This is a genomic window from Lactiplantibacillus sp. 7.2.4 (assembly GCF_018991185.1).
In the GTDB taxonomy this organism is placed as follows: Bacteria; Bacillota; Bacilli; order Lactobacillales; family Lactobacillaceae; genus Lactiplantibacillus; species Lactiplantibacillus pentosus.
Genome location: NZ_JAGYGS010000013.1, coordinates 23,275 through 42,290 on the forward strand (window position 1 = coordinate 23,275; position 19,016 = coordinate 42,290).

Here is a 19,016-nt window from a genome sequence, read left to right on the forward strand (position 1 = left end):
GCTCAGGTTAAGACCTAAGCTCACTTCCCGGTTATTTAGCGTAATCAACTGCTCGAACTTCCCGAATAACCGTAACTTTGATATGACCGGGATATTCAAGTTCATTTTCAATCTGCTTTTTAACATCGTGTGCCAAAACTGTCGCCTGTAAATCAGAGATTTCATTTGGCTTAACGATGACCCGAATTTCACGACCGGCCTGAATAGCGTAACTCTTCTTGACGCCCGCTTGTTCATTAGCAATCGCTTCTAGCTTTTCGAGCCGATGGATGTAATTCTCCAATGACTCGCTCCGAGCACCTGGCCGCGCGGCTGAAATCGAATCAGACGTTGCAACCAATACGGCAATAATCGACTTCGCTTCCACATCACCATGATGAGAAGCAATCGTATTGATGACTACCGGGCTCTCTTTGTACTTCGTTGTTAATTCCACGCCAATTTCAACGTGGGAACCTTCGACCTCATGATCGACGGCCTTACCAATATCGTGTAATAATCCTGCGCGTTTCGCGAGTGTAACATCTTCACCAAGTTCAGCGGCCAAAACGCCCGCCAACTTCGCAACTTCAATTGAGTGATTCAAAACATTTTGACCATAACTGGTCCGATAATTCAACCGACCAACAAGCTTGATTAAGTCAGGATGCATCCCGTGCAATCCCAAGTCAAAGACAGCTTGTTCACCAGTCTCACGGATTTTTTCGTCCATTTCTTTACGTGCTTTTTCAACCATTTCTTCAATCCGAGCAGGATGAATCCGCCCATCTTGAATCAGTTTTTCAAGCGCGATCTTCGCGATTTCACGACGAATCGGATCGTAACCACTGAGAACGACCGCTTCAGGCGTATCATCGATAATTAAATCAATCCCCGTCAGCGTTTCTAGCGTTCGAATGTTACGACCTTCCCGGCCAATAATTCGGCCTTTCATGTCATCATTTGGTAGCGAGACAACCGATACCGTGGTCTCAGAGACCATATCGGCAGCACTCTGTTGAATCGCTTGGACAATTAAGTTCTTAGCCTCTTTTTCAGACTGCGCTTTCACTTCATCCGTATTTTCCTTAATCAACACGGCGCGTTCATGCGTTAATTGCTCACGAGTCTGGGTCAAGATTTGGTCACGTGCCTGTTCTTGTGATAAGGCGGCGACCCGTTCTAACTCAGCTTGACGTTGCGTGATTAGTGAAGCTGCACTTTGTTGCTGTTGTTCGACACGTTTTTGCTCATTGGCAACTTTTTCTTCTTTTTTGCCTAAAGCATCCTCGCGCTTTTCAAAAGTATTCTCTTTGTGATCTAAAGTTTCTTCACGTTGAAGCAACCGGTCTTCTTGCTTTTGCACTTCATTCCGTCGTTGCTTTAACTCTGTTTCAACTTCAGCCCGGTAACGATGACTCTCTTCCTTAGCTTCAAGGACTTTTTCTTTCTTATGAGTCTCCGCTGCCCGTTTGGCCTCAGAAATAATACCTTCGGCTGTGTTCTTGGCAACATCCAATTCTTTTTCATGGACGTTCTTGCGTACATAGTAACCAATCCCATAACCGACAACAATTGCGATGACTGCGAGGATTATACCGAAAACATTCATGTTTCCACCTCCGCATCACCAAAATCCAGTTAACATAAAATCAACTACAAATTTTCAGATGTTATATTTTGATTATTTACACACTTGTTATTCTAATGTTAGAAACGAACAGTGTCAACTTAAAGTCTTATGGCAACGGACAATCGGCGCCCCTAACTGAGTAGAAAACCAGCGGATTATGTACACAAAACGTCCAAAATAAGTATTTTGGACGTTTGACTAAAGAACGATTATTTATCGGTTTTTGAATCATCAAGATCTAAAGATGTTTCAGTTGCAACTGGCTTTTTAGGCTTGGCTTGTGCCTGTGACTTGTCACTAGGTTTAGTTGCCTTATCCTTGGACTTGTCATCAGCTTGGTCGTCTTCTTCACCCGTCTGGTCCATGCCGTATGCATCCCGGACTTTTTGACGAATCTCAGCCATGACATCTGGATGTTCATCCAAGTACTTCTTCGCATTCTCACGACCTTGACCAATCCGGTCATCACCGTATGAATACCATGAACCACTCTTCTTAACAATATCCTTTTCAGCGGCCATATCAACAATTTCACCGGTTTGTGAGATTCCTTGACCGTACATGATATCAACTTCGGCCCGCTTAAATGGCGGCGCAACCTTGTTCTTCACAACTTTGATCCGAACACGGTTCCCAATGATGTTGGTTCCTTCCTTGATTTGTTCAGCACGACGAACTTCAAGTCGAATCGTCGCATAGAACTTCAGAGCCCGACCACCAGGGGTCGTTTCAGGGTTTCCAAACATCACGCCAACTTTTTCACGAATTTGGTTAATAAATAGTGCGATGGTCTTTGTCTTGTTCAAAGTCCCGGATAACTTCCGCAACGCTTGTGACATTAACCGGGCTTGTAACCCAACGTGGGCGTCACCCATTTCACCTTCAATTTCGGCCCGTGGTACTAACGCCGCAACTGAATCGACAACTAAGATATCAACCGCGCCACTGGAAACTAAAGCATCCGCGATTTCAAGACCTTGTTCACCAGTATCTGGTTGTGAAAGTAACAAATCATCAATGTTGACACCTAAATGTTCCGCGTAAACCGGATCCAAGGCGTTTTCAGCATCGATATAGGCGGCCGTCCCGCCTTGCTTTTGAACTTCAGCGACCGCGTGTAGTGCAACGGTCGTTTTACCGGAACTTTCAGGGCCATAAATTTCAACGATTCGGCCACGTGGGTAACCACCAACGCCTAATGCGTCATCTAAGGCTAGTGACCCGCTGGAAATTGTTGAAATGGTCGTCTGGGCAGCGTCACCCATCCGCATAATCGCCCCTTTACCAAAGTTCTTTTCGATCTTTTTTAGGGCAGTATCTAGTGCTGCTTTCCGTGCATCAGCCAAATTATTTCCTCCTTTGGTGCTCGTTTCTGACTCTTAATATCATAGCTGTTCACAGCTAGAATTGCAAGCAAAAAGCGAACAAAAGTTCGTATTATTTTTTCAGTGTCGAATCCGACGACAATGCATGCCGTAATAGGTCTAATCCGGCCATCACGCTGCGCTGACGAATACGTTGTCGTCCCCCAGCAAAGTGGAATTGCTGGGCAATTGGCGCTTGCTGCCGATAAGCTAAGCCAATCCAAACCGTGCCAGCCGGTTGCCCTTCTAGCTTATCGGGACCTGCAACACCGGTGAAACTGACGGCAACGTCCGTCTGTAGCTGCTGTTGTGCGCCTAAAGCCATTGCTTTAGCAGTTGCCTCGGACACCACCCCATCGGTATCAATGATGTCTTGAGGCACATTGACCAGCTGATGCTTAACTTCATTTGCATACGTCACAAAGCCACCTGGAAAAACTGCCGAAACACCTGACACGCTCCCAAGGGTACTCTGAAACAAGCCTGCGGTTAAGCTTTCAGCGGCCGTAATGCTCAAGTTAGCATCAATCAACTGTTTTACCACCACGTTGACCAATGAATTATCATCACCGTAGCCATAGAAATAGCGTCCAATCAACGCTTTGATCTGTTGGTCAACTTGGTCGATCGCCGCTTTGGCAGCCGACTCAGTCTTAGCCTGGGCACTCAAACGTAAGGTCACTTCATTCGTCTTGGCATACGGTGCAATCGTCACCGCCGTCTGATTGTCAATTAGCGGTTGTAACTTGGTCGCAAGTGCCGATTCGGTTATCCCGTAAAACCGCATCACCCGCGAATAAATCTGAGCCTGATCGCCATAAGCTGCTGCCAGCTTCGGCTTAGCTTCCCGGTCAAACATCACCGCTAACTCACGTGGTGGTCCTGGCAACAATAAGAAATCCGCACTGTCAGGCGATTGATAAAACGCACCGACCGCCATGCCGTTATGATTGACTAACGGCTGAGCGCCTTGCGGATACAGTGCTTGTTGCCGGTTGTTAGCGGTCATGACCTGTTCATTTTTTGCAAACCAGTCGGTGATTTTTTGCATTGCTGCCGTATCTTCGACTAACGGTACATTTAAATAATGTGCCAATGTCTGCTTCGTTAAATCATCCGCAGTCGGTCCGAGACCACCCGTTAAAATCACTAAATCATTACGTTGCGCCGCAATTTCAATTACCGCTGACAGCCGTTGCGGATTATCACCCACCACCGTCTGATAGTAACTGTCAATGCCTAACTCAGCCAGTCCACGTGCAATGTGCGTACTGTTCGTATTCGTGATTTGTCCTAATAAAATCTCGGTGCCGACCGCGATTATCTCTGCCTGCATGCCAAAGAACCTCCTCGTAATCACAACGATTACATCCAATGTGGGCGCCGTTCAGCGCGTCCTACATTTAGTATATACGAAAATTAAGTCCGACCCCATTAAAAAGATTACCTTTTTTTCTCGCAATTCGGCTAACTTGATAAAACTGGCTACGCGTTGTGCTGATTATTCTTTAGCGTTAAGGATGATTCAATCATGCTATTCCTTAAGTTCAAAAGCAGCCAGCTTAGAAACGCTGGAAAATAGGGCGAGTTGGCGCAAATTTGCAGTGGTGGTAACCTCCTACACCGGCTTACGTTCCAGCAATTGTCAGCCGGCCCCGGAAGTCGGAATCAGACGCGCATCGGCTGACGAACAGGAATCCGATGCTACAGACTTTGACATTGAACTTACCGTTTAAACAGACCATTCCAAATAAAAAACGCCCACCAAGCAACCCGCTCGGTGAGACGTTTCAATCAAGCTTATTTAAACCCATCTGCGAAAACATCCCGGTTTTGGACGAAGTAGTCCACGCCAGAATAGATGACGAAGAATAGGCAGATGTACAGCATAATCAGTGCAAATGGCACGTTGATCGCTGCAAACAACACATTATTCAACAACAAGAAAATAATGGCAATCATCTGTGTCGTCGTTTTAATTTTACCAGGCATGGCAGCTGCCATGACCTTACCGTTGTTTTCAACGATCAACAAGCGTAAGCCCGTCACTGCTAATTCCCGGCACATGATAATTGCAACGACCCAATCAGGAGCGGCATTCATCCGCACCAAAATAATGAAAGCCGTCATCACTAACATCTTGTCCGCAAGTGGATCCGCGAACTTTCCAAAGTTAGTGACTAAATGTTGTCCCCGGGCGATTTTCCCATCCGCTAAGTCGGTTAACGAAGCGACCGCAAAAATCACCGTTGCCACAACCTGGGTGACTGGAATCATTGTACCAGCCCACACCACTTGCCCCCAATTCAGGGGTAAGACCATAATCAAAATAAACACCGGAATCAAGATAATGCGAAACACGGTCAATTTATTAGGTAAATTCAAAGTACCCGCCTCCTCCGCAACACTATTTGATGGTTAACGTGATTGTCCGAACTTTAGAACTGCTGTTGTTCGGATTAAAGTTGAACGCCTTCCCATTAATGGTGACGGTGGTTTCAGTAGCGTTACCAAATTGGAACTTGACCGTCTTCGCATTGCTTGGCAGCGTTAACGTATGTGAGCCGTTCGCTGACAACGTGCCTTGCCAAGTCTGACTACCATTAGTCGTGACTGACGTCCAAGCAGCCTTGCTTGACTTGATAACGACTTTGTTCTTGTCGGCACCATTCGTTAACGTAAAGGCCGTATCACTGCTACCGTTGGCTTTAATCGTCTGTTCCTTGGTCGAAGAAGCCTTAGAACTAGATTTGGCCGAAGAACTAGCCTTCGATGAACTGACTTTCTTCTTCGAGCTTGAAACTTGGACCGACGAACTGTCCGCACTCGTACTAGAGCTCGAGCCAGCATGCGTCCGAACTGCCATAAACCAAATAAACAAAAGAATCAAAACGACAATGGCCGTAATAATGATCGTCGGTAGATAATTTCGAACACGGTTGGCTGGTGAAGCGGGTTGCTCACGACTGGCCACCCGGGTCGGTTGAACTTCATCAACGTTATCAACGATTTTTTCAGTGTGCACACTTGGCAACTCGTCACGATATTCTTCTAACAGCGCGTTGCCATCGAGATCGACCGTATCCGCATACTGCTTAACAAACGCCCGGACATAAAAATCACCCGGTAACTTGTCAAACTGTTCGTCTTCAATAGCAATCAAATAGCGCTTTTGAATTTTGGTGATTTGCTGCAAATCATCAATCGTAAGCCCTTTCGCTGTCCGGGCGGCTTTTAGACGCGCCCCAATCGTTGTTTTTTCTTCGTTATTTTCACTCATTGACTTTTTCTCCACCCTAAGTCTATTTTCAAAATCTTACGGTTAATAGTATATCACAGCAACTAAATTTAGCAGCCCCATGACAACTAAATTTCAGATTTCTTTAATTCTTTGCTTGTGGCCGAATTTGATATTCACTAATCGCCTGTGATTGCAATAACTGCTCAGCAACAGCGGTTAAATCATCCAAGGTCAAGCTATCAATAACCGCTGGCTCATCAAAGATCGTCGCCGTTCCAAATAAGCGCTGATCATAACGATTAGCAACGGCCTCCAGGGAGTTAGCCATAAAGACGACCCGGCCAATCATTTCCTTTTTAACTAAGGCCAACGCATCGTCCTGGTCAATCACCGACCGACGCCAATTTTCCAAGACGTCAATAATGGCCGTATCAAATTGCGCAGGGTCGTCGGTCTCACCACTAAACGTGACGAAGTTGAACCCATTTTGCAATTCAAAATCATAACCAAACGTATCGTCGATGATGCCTTGATCATATAACCGTAAATAATCGGCTGAAGTATCACCGAATAATAATTCTAATAAAACATTGACTGCAGCACGATACTTGAGCGCTGCCGCACCACTTTCAATCGGCACGAGGCCTTTGACCCCCACGATTGACTTGGCACGGTTGACTGGCATGTCAATCGTCCGATAAGGAATAATGTCATGACCGTCAGCAGCCGTTTCAGGAATCTTACGTTCAATTGGCTGAAAAGCAGTGAAGTCTTTGGCGTCTTGATTGGCTTTGACGAGTGCCAGCACTTCATCTGGATCAAAATTACCAACCACAAATAACGTCATATTTTCTGGGTGATAGAACGTGCGATATGCTGCGTATAGATCATCCGCGGTAATCTTAGCAATCGAATCAGTTGTGCCCGCGATATCATACTGTAATGGGTGATTAGGATATAAATTACCAATCATACCAAAGTACAAGCGCCAGCTTGGATCATCATCGTACATTTCGATTTCTTGACCGATGATGCCCTTCTCCTTTTCGACGGTTGCCGTTGAAAAGTATGGGTCCTGAACAAAGTCCAGTAAGGTCGTCAAATTTTCCTTGAGATGACGCGTCGCCGAAAACAAATAGCTGGTTTTAGTGAAACTGGTAAAGGCGTTGGCACTGGCCCCATACTGACCAAAGATTTGAAAGGCGTCGTGGTCAGCCTTCTCAAACATTTTGTGTTCTAGAAAATGCGCGATTCCATCTGGAAAACGTTGCAATTCAGTACTGCCCGCAGGCACAAAGGTGTTATCAATGGAACCATAGTTGGTGGTCAACGTGGCATATGTTTTGTGATAACCGGTCTTCGGTAGCATGGTCACGGTCAACCCGTTAGCTAGCTTGGCTTGATAAACACTTTCATTAAATTGATCATATTTTTTTACTTTCATTTGGACTCCCCACTTAAGAAAAAGCCGTTATTCAGGGTCGCCATTTTTGCAACCGCAATAATCTGTTCGCGTGTGGCGCTTTGAATCTGACGTAACCAGTCCGCGTCTGACACGTGCTGTTGCGTCAAATCGTCAATCAACGTTTGAACGGCAACGGTTCGTTGACTATCCAGACTGGATTCAAAGTCGTTGATCAGCCCCAATTTGAGTTGGTCAACGAGGTTATCCGTGAAGTCGCCGTTTTGAATCGCAGTTAACTGATCCGCAATAATCGCCAACACTTGGTCATGATTCTTACCATCGATTCCGGCTTGCACTTTCAGCACACCACGGAAGGTATCGAGTGAACTGCTGGCATAGTAGGCCAGACTCGCTTTCTCGCGCACATTAGTGAAAAGTTTGGATAACGGTGAACCCCCAAACAATTCATTGAAAACGAGTGCCGCGTAGTAGTGATCGCCACGATAGAACACAGGGAAATCGTACCCGAGGTTCAGCTTAGCTTGACTGAGCGCTTGTTCTTCATGAACTTCAACGTAGTCTTTTAGATTATGATGTTGATAAAATGGCCGTGGCCGACCCGTTGACCGGTCTTCAAACCCGACTTGCTGCCATTGTTCCAGCACAGCCGCTTCATCGATATCACCAGTCACAATGATGTCGATTTGGTCATCTTGTAACAGTTGCTGATAGTAACGATAAAGTGATCGTGCATCGATGGCTGCTAAATCGTCAATCACCCCAAAGCTCGGAACTTGTTGGGCCGGTTCATTGGCGAACAATGCCGCATTTAGTTGTTGGGCCGCATAGTATTGCTTATCGTCAGCAACCGATTTGATTGCCGCCTCTAAATTGGTTTTTTGCCGGTCAAATGTCGCTTGGTCAAACTGGTGATCACTGGCGAGCGGCTGCCAAATGACCCGTTGTAAGAATTGAATAGCCTGATTAGTCAATGGCTGATCCGTGGCTAAATAGCGTTCATTGGCCACCGTAATCGCTAATTGTAAATTATGTGTCGGCCCCTTACGACTGACACCGGCACCAAACGCTGCGCCATACATGGCTGCGAGTGCATTGGCTAACGTCCGCTGGTCAGGATAGTCTGCGGAACTCGTTTCTAATAAGTTTGAGAGTAGTGCCCGCTGAGTGATCGTCGACCGATCCAGTGGTGCACGAAAATTAATCATAATTTGATTGGTTTTAAATTGATGACTAACAACGGTCGTCAATTGAACCCCTTTTGCTAACTGAGTTTGCAACATTTTTCCTCCTTGCATATGTAATAAATAATAAGCGAAAGGCCGAGTTCACGCAACTTTCCGTCTTGAATGCACGCCAATTTTTTCATTATCAGTTTCAAAATGGCGATTATACCCATTAAATTAAATTATCGTGAGTAACAAATAACATTGCCAAGTCGCGTTTTGTCTGCTATTCTTTTCATTATTGATAAAATTAAGGAGCGGTTAATGTGAAAGTAATTAAATTTGGTGGCAGTTCACTAGCTAGTAGTCGTCAACTGCAAAAAGTCCTCTCAATCGTCGAAGCTGATCAACAACGTAAATATGTGATCGTATCAGCACCAGGTAAACGGTTTGACGGCGACACCAAGGTCACCGATTTACTTATTCAATATGCACGTCAAACGATTCATCATCAAGATACGCAAGCCGTCATGAATACGATCATTGACCGCTATGCAGAGATCGGTCACGGGTTCGATGTTCCTGAAGCCCAATTGACACCGATCTTCGAGACGATTCGCAACTTACCAAAACAAGCTTACGCTGACAACACGTATTTAATGGCTGCTTTTAAAGCCCATGGCGAACGGCTGAACGCGCAACTTGTCGCGGCAGTCTTCCAAAAAAGTGGCCTCAACGCTCGCTATTTGGATCCTAAAGACGCTGGTATGGTCGTCACGGACGTGCCAGATGATGCGCAAATCATCAAGAGTAGCTACGATCAGCTCGCCAAGTGGGCCAATAGCGAACAAATCTTAGTGATTCCCGGCTTTTTTGCCTATAATCGAAATGGTCAGATTTGTACCTTTTCACGCGGCGGCTCCGATATTACCGGTGCCATCATCGCCCGTGGCGTCAACGCTGACCGCTACGAAAACTTTACGGATGTCGATGCCATCTACGCGGTCAATCCCAGCCTAGTAGAAAAGCCAGCAGCCATCAGTGAAATGACGTTTACCGAAATGCGTGAACTTTCTTACGCCGGCTTCTCAGTGTTCCACGACGAAGCCTTGATTCCTGCAATTGAAGGCAACATCACTGTCAACGTCAAAAATACCAATCATCCGGAAGCACCAGGTACGCTGATTCAATCAACGCGTGAACCGAACCCAGACTTCCCAGTGACTGGTATTGCAAGCTCTTCCAGTTTTTGTTCACTATACTTACGTAAATATCTGTTGAATAAGGAAGTTGGGCTCGGTCGCAAGATTCTAACGATTTTAGAAAATCACCACATTAGTTATGAGCACATGCCATCCGGGATCGACGATTTGACCATCATTTTCGATGAACACCAATTAACACCGGAACTCGAGAAAACGTTGGTTGCCGAAATTTCAGCGGCAATTAACCCGGATGAAATCTATTTCACCCATGACTACTCGATTCTGATGCTGGTCGGTGAAAACATGCGCAACCGGGTCGGCATCATGTCCCGGGCAGCAACTGCCTTAGCCGAAAACAACATCAAGCTAATTATGGTCAACCAGGGTGCGTCCGAAATCTCCATCATGTTCGGTGTGCACGATAACGATGCGGATCAAGCAGTGGTTGCGTTGTACCACGAATTCTTCAAAGCATAGGCACTAGCGACGTCGGCTTAGCGTACATGACAAGTTGACAAGTTCATCTGACCGGGCTAGTTCGTCAAGCTGCTGGTCATACACGCTACCTCAAACTAGATTCAGCCCAAACAGATGTTGTCTCGAATCCAGTTTGAGTCCACTATCTGACAGGCATATTATTGTAAACTATTAAAAAATCTGTTGATAGCCATCATCAAATTGATGGCTATCAACAGATTTTTTCGTCCAGTAATAACGATTGATTTAAATCACGCTAACTTAGTTCTCAACCTTCTGATTACCAAACCATTTCTTATTGATCTTGTCTAACGTGCCGTTAGCTTTCAAGGTCTTCAGTCCAGCATTGATCTTCTTGCGCATCGTCTTATCGCCCTTCCGCATCCCAACGGCGAAGTCTTCGGACTTGAAAGTGCCCTGTGTTTCGTTGTAATCCGCTGAATTGGCTTCGTGCTTGATATAATAGTTCGCATAGACGCTATCAATCAATAATCCCTTAATACGGCCGGCATTCAGATCCAAGAAGGCATTCGTAAAGGTATCGTATTGAACAGGCGTCTTCTTAGCAATCTTATCTTTCAGGAGCTTGGGATTATTTTCAAGTGATTCATAACCCGAGGAACCGGACTGCACACCCAGCGTCTTACCCGTCATATCGTCAAATGAGTTGATATGATTCTTTTTCAACGAAACTAAGACTTGCTTGTTCTTCAAATAAGTATCGCTAAACGCCACGACTTTTTCCCGTTGTGGATTCTTCGTATACCCATTCCAGATCAAATCAATCGTGCCGTTACGCAATTCAGTCGCGTTCATGGACCAGTCAATCGTTTGAAAACTAATTTTGATACCGTACAGCTTGAAGACGGCGCGTGCCAAGTCAATATCGTAGCCGACTAACTTCCCCGACTTTTCACGAAAGCCCATCGGCACAAAGCTATCATCCAAACCGACGACCACGTAGCCCCGCTTTTTGATCGTCGACCAGGTGTCCTGCGTATCCGCACGCTGCGTCACATTCTGACCACAGCCACTCAATGTCGTCGCGACACCCATCAACATCACCAGCAGCAGGCCTAGCGAAAATAATCTTTTCTTCATCTATTATGCCGCCTCCTACTGTTGTTTATTCGGTTCAACGTGGAACATTTCATCCGCAATATTTTCAGCGAAGGTCAAATCATGGGTCACGACGATTTGGGTCATGCCATCCGCCTTTAATCCCAAAATCAACTTTTCAACTTCTTGACGCAAATTCGGATCTAGCGCTGAGGTCGGTTCATCGTAGCAGAGCACATTAGGCCGCATTGCCAGTGCCCGTGCGATTGCGACCCGTTGCTTTTGACCACCAGATAATTGGAACGGATACTGGTCGGCGTGGTCACCTAAGTTCAAGCGGTCTAATAGCGTCTGGGCTTGTTTCGTGGCTTCATCGGTAGATTGTTTCAAGACCATCGTTGGCGCTAACGTGATATTTTGCATCACGGTCAAATTGGGGAACAGTTCAAAGTTTTGGAACACGACCCCAATCACACTGTCATTACTGCGATTTGTGTATGGGTCAAACGGTTGTCCGTCAACCAGAAACTCGCCAGCGTTGACTTTTTCAAGTCCGGTAATGCAGCGTAGCAACGTGGTCTTCCCAGCGCCAGATGGGCCAACGATACTCAGAATCTCGCCGTCCTTAACGGTTAAGTTCAAATCCTTGATGATGGTACGGCTGCCAAAACTTTTGGTAATATTTTTGAGTTCTAACATATGATGACCTCCCTATTTCCAGTAACTGTAGTGTTTTTCGACGCGTCCGAGGATAAAGGTCGTGACCGCCGTTAGGGCTAAGTAGATGACCCCCACAAGTACCAATGGAATCAACGTCACATCGCGTGAAGTGGCAACGTTGCCGGCACGCAATAAGTCGCCCAATCCGATGACGTAAACTAAGGATGAATCCTTGATCAAGTTAATGACTTCATTTCCGACTGATGGTAAGACGATTTTGATCACTTGTGGCACTACGATCTTCCGAATCGTTTGCCAGTAGCTCAACCGTAGCACTCGTGCACTCTCATATTGACCGTTATCGATCGATTGTAAGCCACCACGGAAGATTTCCGCAAAGTAGGCGCCGTAGTTCAAGATGAAGGCAAAGAGCGCCGCGTAGTACCGTGGAAAGACGATTCCAATCAGTGGCAGTCCGTAGAAGACGAAGATTAATTGAAGCAATAATGGCGTGCCCCGCATCAGCCAAACGTACAAGTGTAATAACCATTGCAGTGGCTTGAAGTTGGTCATCATGCCGAGCCCGACGACTAACCCTAATGGTAACGACCCAATCAAGGTCCAAATAAAGATTTTGAGTGTCATAACGGCACCAGATAATAATGATGGCAATATTTCTAAAATATAGTGCATGTGCTTTCCCTCCCAAATTTACAGGTCACAAGTCATTTTGTCTATTGATCGTCATGATTTGAGGGACTAAAAAAACCGTCCACTCAAGCCTAATGCTCAAGAGGACGGTCATCCGTGGTTCCACCTCAGTTCGTAATAACCTCACAGTTATTACCTCAGGGAGTTTCGTGATAATAAAAAAATCGTCCTTAGGTCAACATACCTAAGAGGACGATTTAATCGCGGTTCCACCTCATATTCGTTAATTGCTCACACAACTAACCTCAACGAGTTTATCACTAAACTCCGCCGCTAACGAGGCCAACCGGAACGACCTACTTACTTCAGTCGTCCAACTCACAGATGTGGTTCGTCATAAGTCTTGGTTATCTTCCCATCATCGATAACTCGCTGAACAAGATGCTCACAACTACTCTTCTGTTCCCTGTTTTTTAATGTTGAATCCATACTAATTGAAAATTAATCAACCGTCAAGCCTTTTTTACTTGTTGCGATGAAAAATTCCGGCAATTCGTGACCAAACACCCGCTTTAGGGGTCTCCAAATTCATCAATGGCACCGTCTCGCCTTCGATTCGACGCGCAATGTTCCGGTAACCCTGCGACGCTGGATTCTTAGGATCCAAGACGATGGGTTCCCCATTGTTAGAAGTTCGAATGACGGCATCATCATCAAACACGATTCCTAATAGATCAATCGACAAGTGATGGGTAATTTCATCAATATCCATCGTCTCGCCATCTTGCATCATGCGCGTCCGAATCCGGTTAATGACTAGCTTGGGCGCTTCAGCTAACGGATATTGTTCTAGTAAACCAACGACCCGGTCGGCATCGCGAATGGCTGAGATTTCTGGCGTTGAGACAATAATTGCCGCATCAGCACCCGCAATCGCATTCATGAAGCCTTGTTCAATTCCGGCTGGACAATCTAACAGAACGTAGTCAAAATCAGGTTTCAACTCATCCACGATGGCCCGTACCTGGTCTGGATTCAAGGAATCCTTATCCGCATTTTGCGCTGCGGGTAACAGGAATAAGAGGTCATCAAACCGCTTGTCCTTAACTAGCGCTTGCCGTAATTGTGCCCGGCCCGCGACCACATCCACAATGTCATAGAGGATTCGGTTGTCGAGACCAAGAATCACGTCCAAGTTACGCAACCCAATATCTAAATCAACTAAGCAAACTTTCTTGCCCATTAATGCAAGGGCCGTCCCTAAATTGGCCGTCGTGGTCGTCTTACCAACGCCACCCTTACCAGAGGTGATGACAATTGCTTTTCCCATCAAATCCGTCCTCCATTTCGTGTAAATAGCTTCGGTCGTACCCGTTTTAATTGATTAAGTGGCTGATAGTCTAACGCTTGAATGTCGTTGATATAAACCACATTGGTCCCCTCAACGACTTTTTCGAGGTCAACTAATTCTAACAATTCGCCCACTCGCACCCGCGGTACCGTCGCCAATGGACTCACGATGACCGCGTCGTTGTGGTCGGGATAGCCGGCTTCTAGAGCACCGTGAATCTCACCCATCACAAAGATACTCCCAGTGGCTCGGAGCACCCCGCCCTCATGAATCTTACCGAAGAACAGCACGTCCCCCGTAATTTCAACGACTTGACCGTTACGAATAATCTGATTAACTAAGTGAACCGTATCGCGTTCAATCATCGCGAGCGCATCAGCGGTCAAAATCACGTCCGCCGTGAGCTTATGAATACTGAACAACGGATACTGCTGAATCAACTGCGTGACTTTTTGACTCTGGTCAGCCGTTAACAGCCGACTTGCTGTATCTAAATCAAACGAGATCTGCTCATCACTGGTGTTATCAGCCTGCAAGCGGTCGAGTAAGACTTTCAAGTCAACCATAATATCGTCAAAACTGGCTGCTTGACGCAAAATTAATTCATAGCCATCATTGCTGGCCTTTAAAACCACACTCTGCTGCATGTTAGAATTCCTTTCTGCCGACTAAATAACACTCAGATATAACCGACGCATTGGATAATATAAAATCACAAAGATTGCTAGGTTGACCGCAATCGTTGGTCCTAGCGTGTACACGGCAAAGTCCGCCAAACTACTTGAGATGACGTGCCCCATCGTGTACCAAATGTACGTAAATGCTTCTAAAATCGTTAAATTGATAATATAAATCATCAGTAATGTCAAAAAATTCAAATCCAACCAAGGTTTGATCTGTCGGCATAAATACACGATCAACGGTAAGCCCACCATGTAGACGCCGAAGACCCCGGTATAATACCAGTCAAAGACCAACCCGACAAAGGTTGCCCAGATGCCGACTGGTAACGCGTCGTGATCATCCAAGAAGACGGCGAAGACCAACCACAGTAAGGTCAGATGTAGCACACTGGCATAGGGATAGCTGAACAAATGCCCAGCAAAGACATTCGAGAGCGAGCCGTCTAAAAAGAGTGCAACAAATAACCCGATTGGAAAAATGACTCTTAATCTTGAGAAACTCACCGTTGCACCTCCCTATTGTTCAGCGACCGTCACGACCGTTAAGTCACTCAAGTCAGCTGCGGGCGTAATTTCAACTTCGGAAGCCAGCCCATAATCATCCTGCTTGACCTTGGAAACCTTACCAACGTACAGGCCTTTTGGCGTATTACCACCCAGACCACTCGTGACGACCTTATCGCCCTTCTTGATCTTAACGTTTGAGGTCACGGAGCCCATCTCTAGCAAGTTGCTACTCTTATCATAGCCTGAAATAATCCCATTGACGGTCTTACCAGCACTATTGGTAATTTGAATGGCAAATTTATTGGCGGAAGAACTCGTATTAGAAATCAACTCAACCTTCGAATTGGTCTGATTGACTTCAACCACCCGGCCAATCAAGCCAGATTGTGACATGACGGGCATGTTCTTCTTAAGGCCGGCCGTCGCACCTTTGGAAATTACCAATTGGTTCATCCATGAAGAAGGTGTCCGGGTCAAAACGTTAGCCGTCACCGTTGTGTAATCAGATAGCGAGTCGTTCAGTTTGAGCTCCTTGCGTAACTGTTTGTTTTCGGCACGCGTCGTTTGCGCACTGACCTTGGCTTGGGCCAATTGGTCAACTTGTTTCTTTAATTTTTGATTTTCTTGATAGGTGTTCAACAAGTCAGAAACTGAGTTGGTCGCGCTTTGTAAACCATTAACCGGCCAGGCAATCACCCGGTCAACCGCACCCGCCACGTCATTTCCAAATTGTTGAATCAATGGTGGTGTTGATTTTTTATCACGAATGGCCACTGAGACACTCATCAAGCCGAAACTAATAATGAAGATAACAATTGCAATTACCAGTTTACGGTTAGAAAAAAACTTTTGCATAATGAACCCCCGGTCGAAAATTCAATGAGTTAACAATAAATAAGCGGGAAGACGTCTTCCCGCTCACCTGTTATCGCTTTTTCATAACGTCGATGCTCTTGAGTGATTCACCCGTCCCAACGGCAACGCAGTCGAGCGGTTCGTTTGCGATGAATACTGGAACTTTGGTTTCATCTGCAATCACTTCAGAAAGATTCTTCAATAAAGCACCACCACCGGTCAAAACAATCCCGTGGTCAATTACGTCTGAGGCAATTTCTGGGGAAGTTTCTTCAAGTGTTTCTTTGATAGCAGAAATAATTTCAGAAACGACTTCTTGAATCGCTTCGGAAACGTCTACTGACGAAATTTCAACCGTCTTTGGTAATCCAGATAACAGATCCCGACCCCGAATGGTTGAGCCTTCGATTTCTTCAGCTGCTTCTAAGGAAGCTGAACCACAATCAATTTTGAGTTGTTCTGCAGTCCGTTCACCGATTAGCAAGTTAAACTTCTGACGAACATGATAAATGATTGAATCATCAATCTTATCACCGGCCATTCGAATTGAACGGCTTGACACGATCCCACCTAACGAAATCGTAGCCACGTCGGTCGTCCCACCACCAATATCAACGACCATGCTACCAGTTGGGTCCATTACTGGCAAACCGGCACCAATCGCAGCGGCAAATGGTTCTTCGATAACGTACGCGTCACGCGCACCGGCTACTCGAGTTGCGTCGATAACGGCCCGCTTTTCAACTTCTGTGACACCACTAGGTACACAAACCATCACGTAAGGCTTCCCATTTGAGCGGCCTAACGTCTTTTGAATAAAGTACTTCATCATCGCAACCGTCGTATCGTAGTCTGCGATGACCCCGTCCTTCATTGGTCGAATCGCCACAATACTTGCTGGCGTTCTCCCAATCATATCCCGTGCTTCTGAACCAACTGATACAATTTCACCAGTCTTCGTGTTCTTCGCAACTACGGATGGTTCCCGTAATACGATGCCCTTGCCGTCAACGTACACAATTGTGTTGGCAGTACCGAGATCGATCCCGATATTTTTTGTCCCAAATCCGAACACTATATTCATCCCTTCATCATTAACAAATTTAATTTTTTATTTTAGTCATAATAGTAAGTATTATAGCATAGTCGCACTGCATTGAAAAAGCACTGCCTGAAACCTAGCATACCGTAAATCAATAAAAAATACAGCTTCACTATTTAACTTAGATAAAATTTAACAAAAAACGCGATCAGGCCGATGAACAATCGGTCCTAACCCCGTTATTTTACCACATTCTATTGCGAATCCGTATTACAATTTATTAAGCCCTGTTCCGCAAAACTATAGTAATCGTTTACACCGACAATAAAACTATCCAACAACGGCATTCCCATCAATTCACAAGCCAATTGGGCCGCTTGGTAAATTCAATATCCTTAGTGGATGGTGTGACGTCACCACTGGGATGATTGTGAACAATGACAATTCTCGCCGTCACCGTCATCAACGCCAGCTTAATGATTTCACGTGGCTGTGCGGGACAACTATTGATCGTCCCCTGAAAAACAACTTCACGCCGCAATACGCTGTTTTTGGTATCCAGGCACAAGAGTTGCAGCTGTTCCTGCTCAAGATGCGCATAATCTTCCAACAACGTCCGCGCTAACTGTTCACTGCCATACACCTGGTCTAACAATCGACGCGCCGGACGTGGCAATAACTGCCCACATCGTAATCCGATTATCAGGCGGTTCCACACTGGATCCTTAGACGATTCGTGTAACCAATCCGTCGCTTCCTCTAATGGATACGACCGTTCAAACATCCAGACAGCGTGATCGACCTCCTCCGCTGGTAAATACGTCGCAAAATACTGCTGAACTAACTCATGCGCTTGGGTCACTGGTACGTATGCCTCTTCTAATATCGTCATCAAAAACACCCTTTCTAATTAGTAGATACGCAAGCACGACGAGTCTCCATTATTTTTATTGAAGTTTTTTTGAAAAAGTTTTTTTGAGTAACATTATTTATCATTGAAACGTGCCACATTGTCGGATGTCTGTCCGTCTGCACATGCTCATCCTACGTCGACTTCTGGGGCCGGCTGACAATTGCTGGAACATAGCCGACGTCGATTTGAACTCACACAGAAAACCACTGTGCAATTTCAAATACGAGTCTTATTCTAAGCCGGAAGCAACCCACTTCCGACTAAGAATAATTTGGCTATTGAGCATTGTCAGCCGGCCCCGCCAGTCGGGAAGCCACTCGAATGGCAGATGAACGGCCACCAATCTGGGTACAATTGACCTCTGAATATTAAGTGACTGGTCCTTCAAGCAAACTTTTAATTGGCCTCAATAATGTTTTATCACGCTTAATCACTGAAAAATCAGTTGAATTTTATCGACTAAATTCAACGGACATTAATCTTGAATTTGGTCGATAAATTACCTTCGTTTATAATTTGAGACTTTACTATCTCAAACGACTAAGGAAAGTTCTGACAAATTCAGTGAAACTGCTGATTTGAAAAGTTAAAACATGGGTTAGGAAGCTTAGCTATCATTCGAAACTAGTCTGACAGTGGAATATCAAAATATCTGTGGGCTAAGAATCAACGACTAATCCAACAAAAAGTTGGGTCCACAAATGTCTGCCTTTCGAGTACCATCCCAGGCTGGAAGGCATTCTGGGCAAGGCCCAGTGGTGAAATTTCACTTAGCAAGCGTTTTTGGCTTGGTTAGTGAAAGACCAG

The 19,016-nt window shown here is 45.6% G+C and carries 16 protein-coding genes, 1 pseudogene and 1 other annotated feature; of the genes and pseudogenes, 1 reads left to right on the top strand and 16 read right to left on the bottom strand.

Features of this window, described 5'->3' with window-relative positions; translation table 11 throughout:
- Positions 1 to 31: 31 nt before the first annotated feature.
- The 7 genes from rny to KGF70_RS06405 all read right to left on the bottom strand — a co-directional run bounded on the left by rny (position 32) and on the right by KGF70_RS06405 (position 8,923).
- Positions 32 to 1,591: a ribonuclease Y gene (gene rny / locus KGF70_RS06375; protein WP_050339349.1), complete on the bottom strand. Its 1,560-nt coding sequence runs from the start codon at positions 1,589 to 1,591 to the stop codon at positions 32 to 34.
- A gap of 230 nt (positions 1,592 to 1,821) precedes the next feature.
- On the bottom strand, positions 1,822 to 2,958 hold the full coding sequence (gene recA / locus KGF70_RS06380) for a recombinase RecA (RefSeq protein WP_050339350.1): 1,137 nt from the start codon (positions 2,956 to 2,958) through the stop codon (positions 1,822 to 1,824).
- 91 nt (positions 2,959 to 3,049) lie between these two features.
- Positions 3,050 to 4,312, bottom strand: coding sequence for a competence/damage-inducible protein A (locus KGF70_RS06385; RefSeq protein ID WP_216767883.1), 1,263 nt, complete (start codon positions 4,310 to 4,312; stop codon positions 3,050 to 3,052).
- Positions 4,313 to 4,776: 464 nt separating this feature from the next.
- Positions 4,777 to 5,361: a CDP-diacylglycerol--glycerol-3-phosphate 3-phosphatidyltransferase gene (gene pgsA / locus KGF70_RS06390; RefSeq protein WP_003639171.1), complete on the bottom strand. Its 585-nt coding sequence runs from the start codon at positions 5,359 to 5,361 to the stop codon at positions 4,777 to 4,779.
- A gap of 22 nt (positions 5,362 to 5,383) precedes the next feature.
- A complete protein-coding gene (locus tag KGF70_RS06395; RefSeq protein WP_050339353.1) occupies positions 5,384 to 6,256 on the bottom strand; it encodes a RodZ domain-containing protein in 873 nt (290 codons plus the stop codon).
- Between the two features lie 103 nt (positions 6,257 to 6,359).
- Positions 6,360 to 7,661, bottom strand: coding sequence for a pitrilysin family protein (locus KGF70_RS06400; RefSeq protein ID WP_105962043.1), 1,302 nt, complete (start codon positions 7,659 to 7,661; stop codon positions 6,360 to 6,362).
- On the bottom strand, positions 7,658 to 8,923 hold the full coding sequence (locus KGF70_RS06405; protein ID WP_216767882.1) for a pitrilysin family protein: 1,266 nt from the start codon (positions 8,921 to 8,923) through the stop codon (positions 7,658 to 7,660). The genes KGF70_RS06400 and KGF70_RS06405 overlap by 4 nt, the downstream gene beginning before the upstream one ends.
- Before the next feature lie 209 nt (positions 8,924 to 9,132).
- Here KGF70_RS06405 and KGF70_RS06410 point away from each other — a divergent pair, with 209 nt between their 5' ends.
- A complete protein-coding gene (locus KGF70_RS06410; RefSeq protein ID WP_050339356.1) occupies positions 9,133 to 10,488 on the top strand; it encodes an aspartate kinase in 1,356 nt (451 codons plus the stop codon).
- A gap of 261 nt (positions 10,489 to 10,749) precedes the next feature.
- Here the strand turns inward: KGF70_RS06410 and KGF70_RS06415 are convergent, their stop codons facing one another.
- From KGF70_RS06415 to KGF70_RS06455, 9 genes and pseudogenes are all read right to left on the bottom strand, one after another.
- Entirely contained in the window at positions 10,750 to 11,589 is an 840-nt protein-coding gene (locus KGF70_RS06415; RefSeq protein ID WP_050339357.1) for an amino acid ABC transporter substrate-binding protein, read from the bottom strand.
- Positions 11,590 to 11,604: 15 nt separating this feature from the next.
- Complete coding sequence (locus KGF70_RS06420; protein WP_050339358.1) at positions 11,605 to 12,246, bottom strand: amino acid ABC transporter ATP-binding protein; 642 nt, start codon at positions 12,244 to 12,246, stop codon at positions 11,605 to 11,607.
- Positions 12,247 to 12,258: 12 nt separating this feature from the next.
- Entirely contained in the window at positions 12,259 to 12,900 is a 642-nt protein-coding gene (locus KGF70_RS06425; protein ID WP_056952760.1) for an amino acid ABC transporter permease, read from the bottom strand.
- Between the two features lie 203 nt (positions 12,901 to 13,103).
- Positions 13,104 to 13,334: a binding site (T-box leader), on the bottom strand.
- Positions 13,335 to 13,381: 47 nt separating this feature from the next.
- Positions 13,382 to 14,188 carry a septum site-determining protein MinD gene (gene minD / locus KGF70_RS06430; protein ID WP_003639179.1) on the bottom strand — a complete coding sequence of 269 codons (807 nt, stop codon included), beginning with the start codon at positions 14,186 to 14,188 and terminating at the stop codon, positions 13,382 to 13,384.
- Positions 14,188 to 14,856: a septum site-determining protein MinC gene (locus KGF70_RS06435; RefSeq protein ID WP_101873232.1), complete on the bottom strand. Its 669-nt coding sequence runs from the start codon at positions 14,854 to 14,856 to the stop codon at positions 14,188 to 14,190. The genes minD and KGF70_RS06435 overlap by 1 nt, the downstream gene beginning before the upstream one ends.
- A gap of 21 nt (positions 14,857 to 14,877) precedes the next feature.
- Entirely contained in the window at positions 14,878 to 15,396 is a 519-nt protein-coding gene (mreD, locus tag KGF70_RS06440) for a rod shape-determining protein MreD (RefSeq protein WP_003639181.1), read from the bottom strand.
- Positions 15,397 to 15,408: 12 nt separating this feature from the next.
- Complete coding sequence (mreC, locus tag KGF70_RS06445) at positions 15,409 to 16,254, bottom strand: rod shape-determining protein MreC (RefSeq protein WP_216767881.1); 846 nt, start codon at positions 16,252 to 16,254, stop codon at positions 15,409 to 15,411.
- A 70-nt stretch (positions 16,255 to 16,324) separates the two neighbouring features.
- Positions 16,325 to 17,329, bottom strand: coding sequence for a rod shape-determining protein (locus tag KGF70_RS06450; protein ID WP_003639183.1), 1,005 nt, complete (start codon positions 17,327 to 17,329; stop codon positions 16,325 to 16,327).
- 221 nt (positions 17,330 to 17,550) lie between these two features.
- Positions 17,551 to 18,188 (bottom strand): annotated as a pseudogene (locus KGF70_RS06455) (JAB domain-containing protein).
- Positions 18,189 to 19,016 lie beyond the last annotated feature (828 nt).

Excerpts from the sequence above, each read along its gene's own strand:
- KGF70_RS06400 (WP_105962043.1), bottom strand. The coding sequence starts at position 7,661 with ATGAAAGTAAAAAAATATGATCAATTTAATGAAAGTGTTTATCAAGCC.
- rny (WP_050339349.1), bottom strand. The coding sequence starts at position 1,591 with ATGAATGTTTTCGGTATAATCCTCGCAGTCATCGCAATTGTTGTCGGT.
- KGF70_RS06420 (WP_050339358.1), bottom strand. The coding sequence starts at position 12,246 with ATGTTAGAACTCAAAAATATTACCAAAAGTTTTGGCAGCCGTACCATC.
- KGF70_RS06395 (WP_050339353.1), bottom strand. The coding sequence starts at position 6,256 with ATGAGTGAAAATAACGAAGAAAAAACAACGATTGGGGCGCGTCTAAAA.
- KGF70_RS06425 (WP_056952760.1), bottom strand. The coding sequence starts at position 12,900 with ATGCACTATATTTTAGAAATATTGCCATCATTATTATCTGGTGCCGTT.
- minD (WP_003639179.1), bottom strand. The coding sequence starts at position 14,188 with ATGGGAAAAGCAATTGTCATCACCTCTGGTAAGGGTGGCGTTGGTAAG.
- KGF70_RS06435 (WP_101873232.1), bottom strand. The coding sequence starts at position 14,856 with ATGCAGCAGAGTGTGGTTTTAAAGGCCAGCAATGATGGCTATGAATTA.
- KGF70_RS06415 (WP_050339357.1), bottom strand. The coding sequence starts at position 11,589 with ATGAAGAAAAGATTATTTTCGCTAGGCCTGCTGCTGGTGATGTTGATG.
- KGF70_RS06385 (WP_216767883.1), bottom strand. The coding sequence starts at position 4,312 with ATGCAGGCAGAGATAATCGCGGTCGGCACCGAGATTTTATTAGGACAA.
- KGF70_RS06405 (WP_216767882.1), bottom strand. The coding sequence starts at position 8,923 with ATGTTGCAAACTCAGTTAGCAAAAGGGGTTCAATTGACGACCGTTGTT.
- mreC (WP_216767881.1), bottom strand. The coding sequence starts at position 16,254 with ATGCAAAAGTTTTTTTCTAACCGTAAACTGGTAATTGCAATTGTTATC.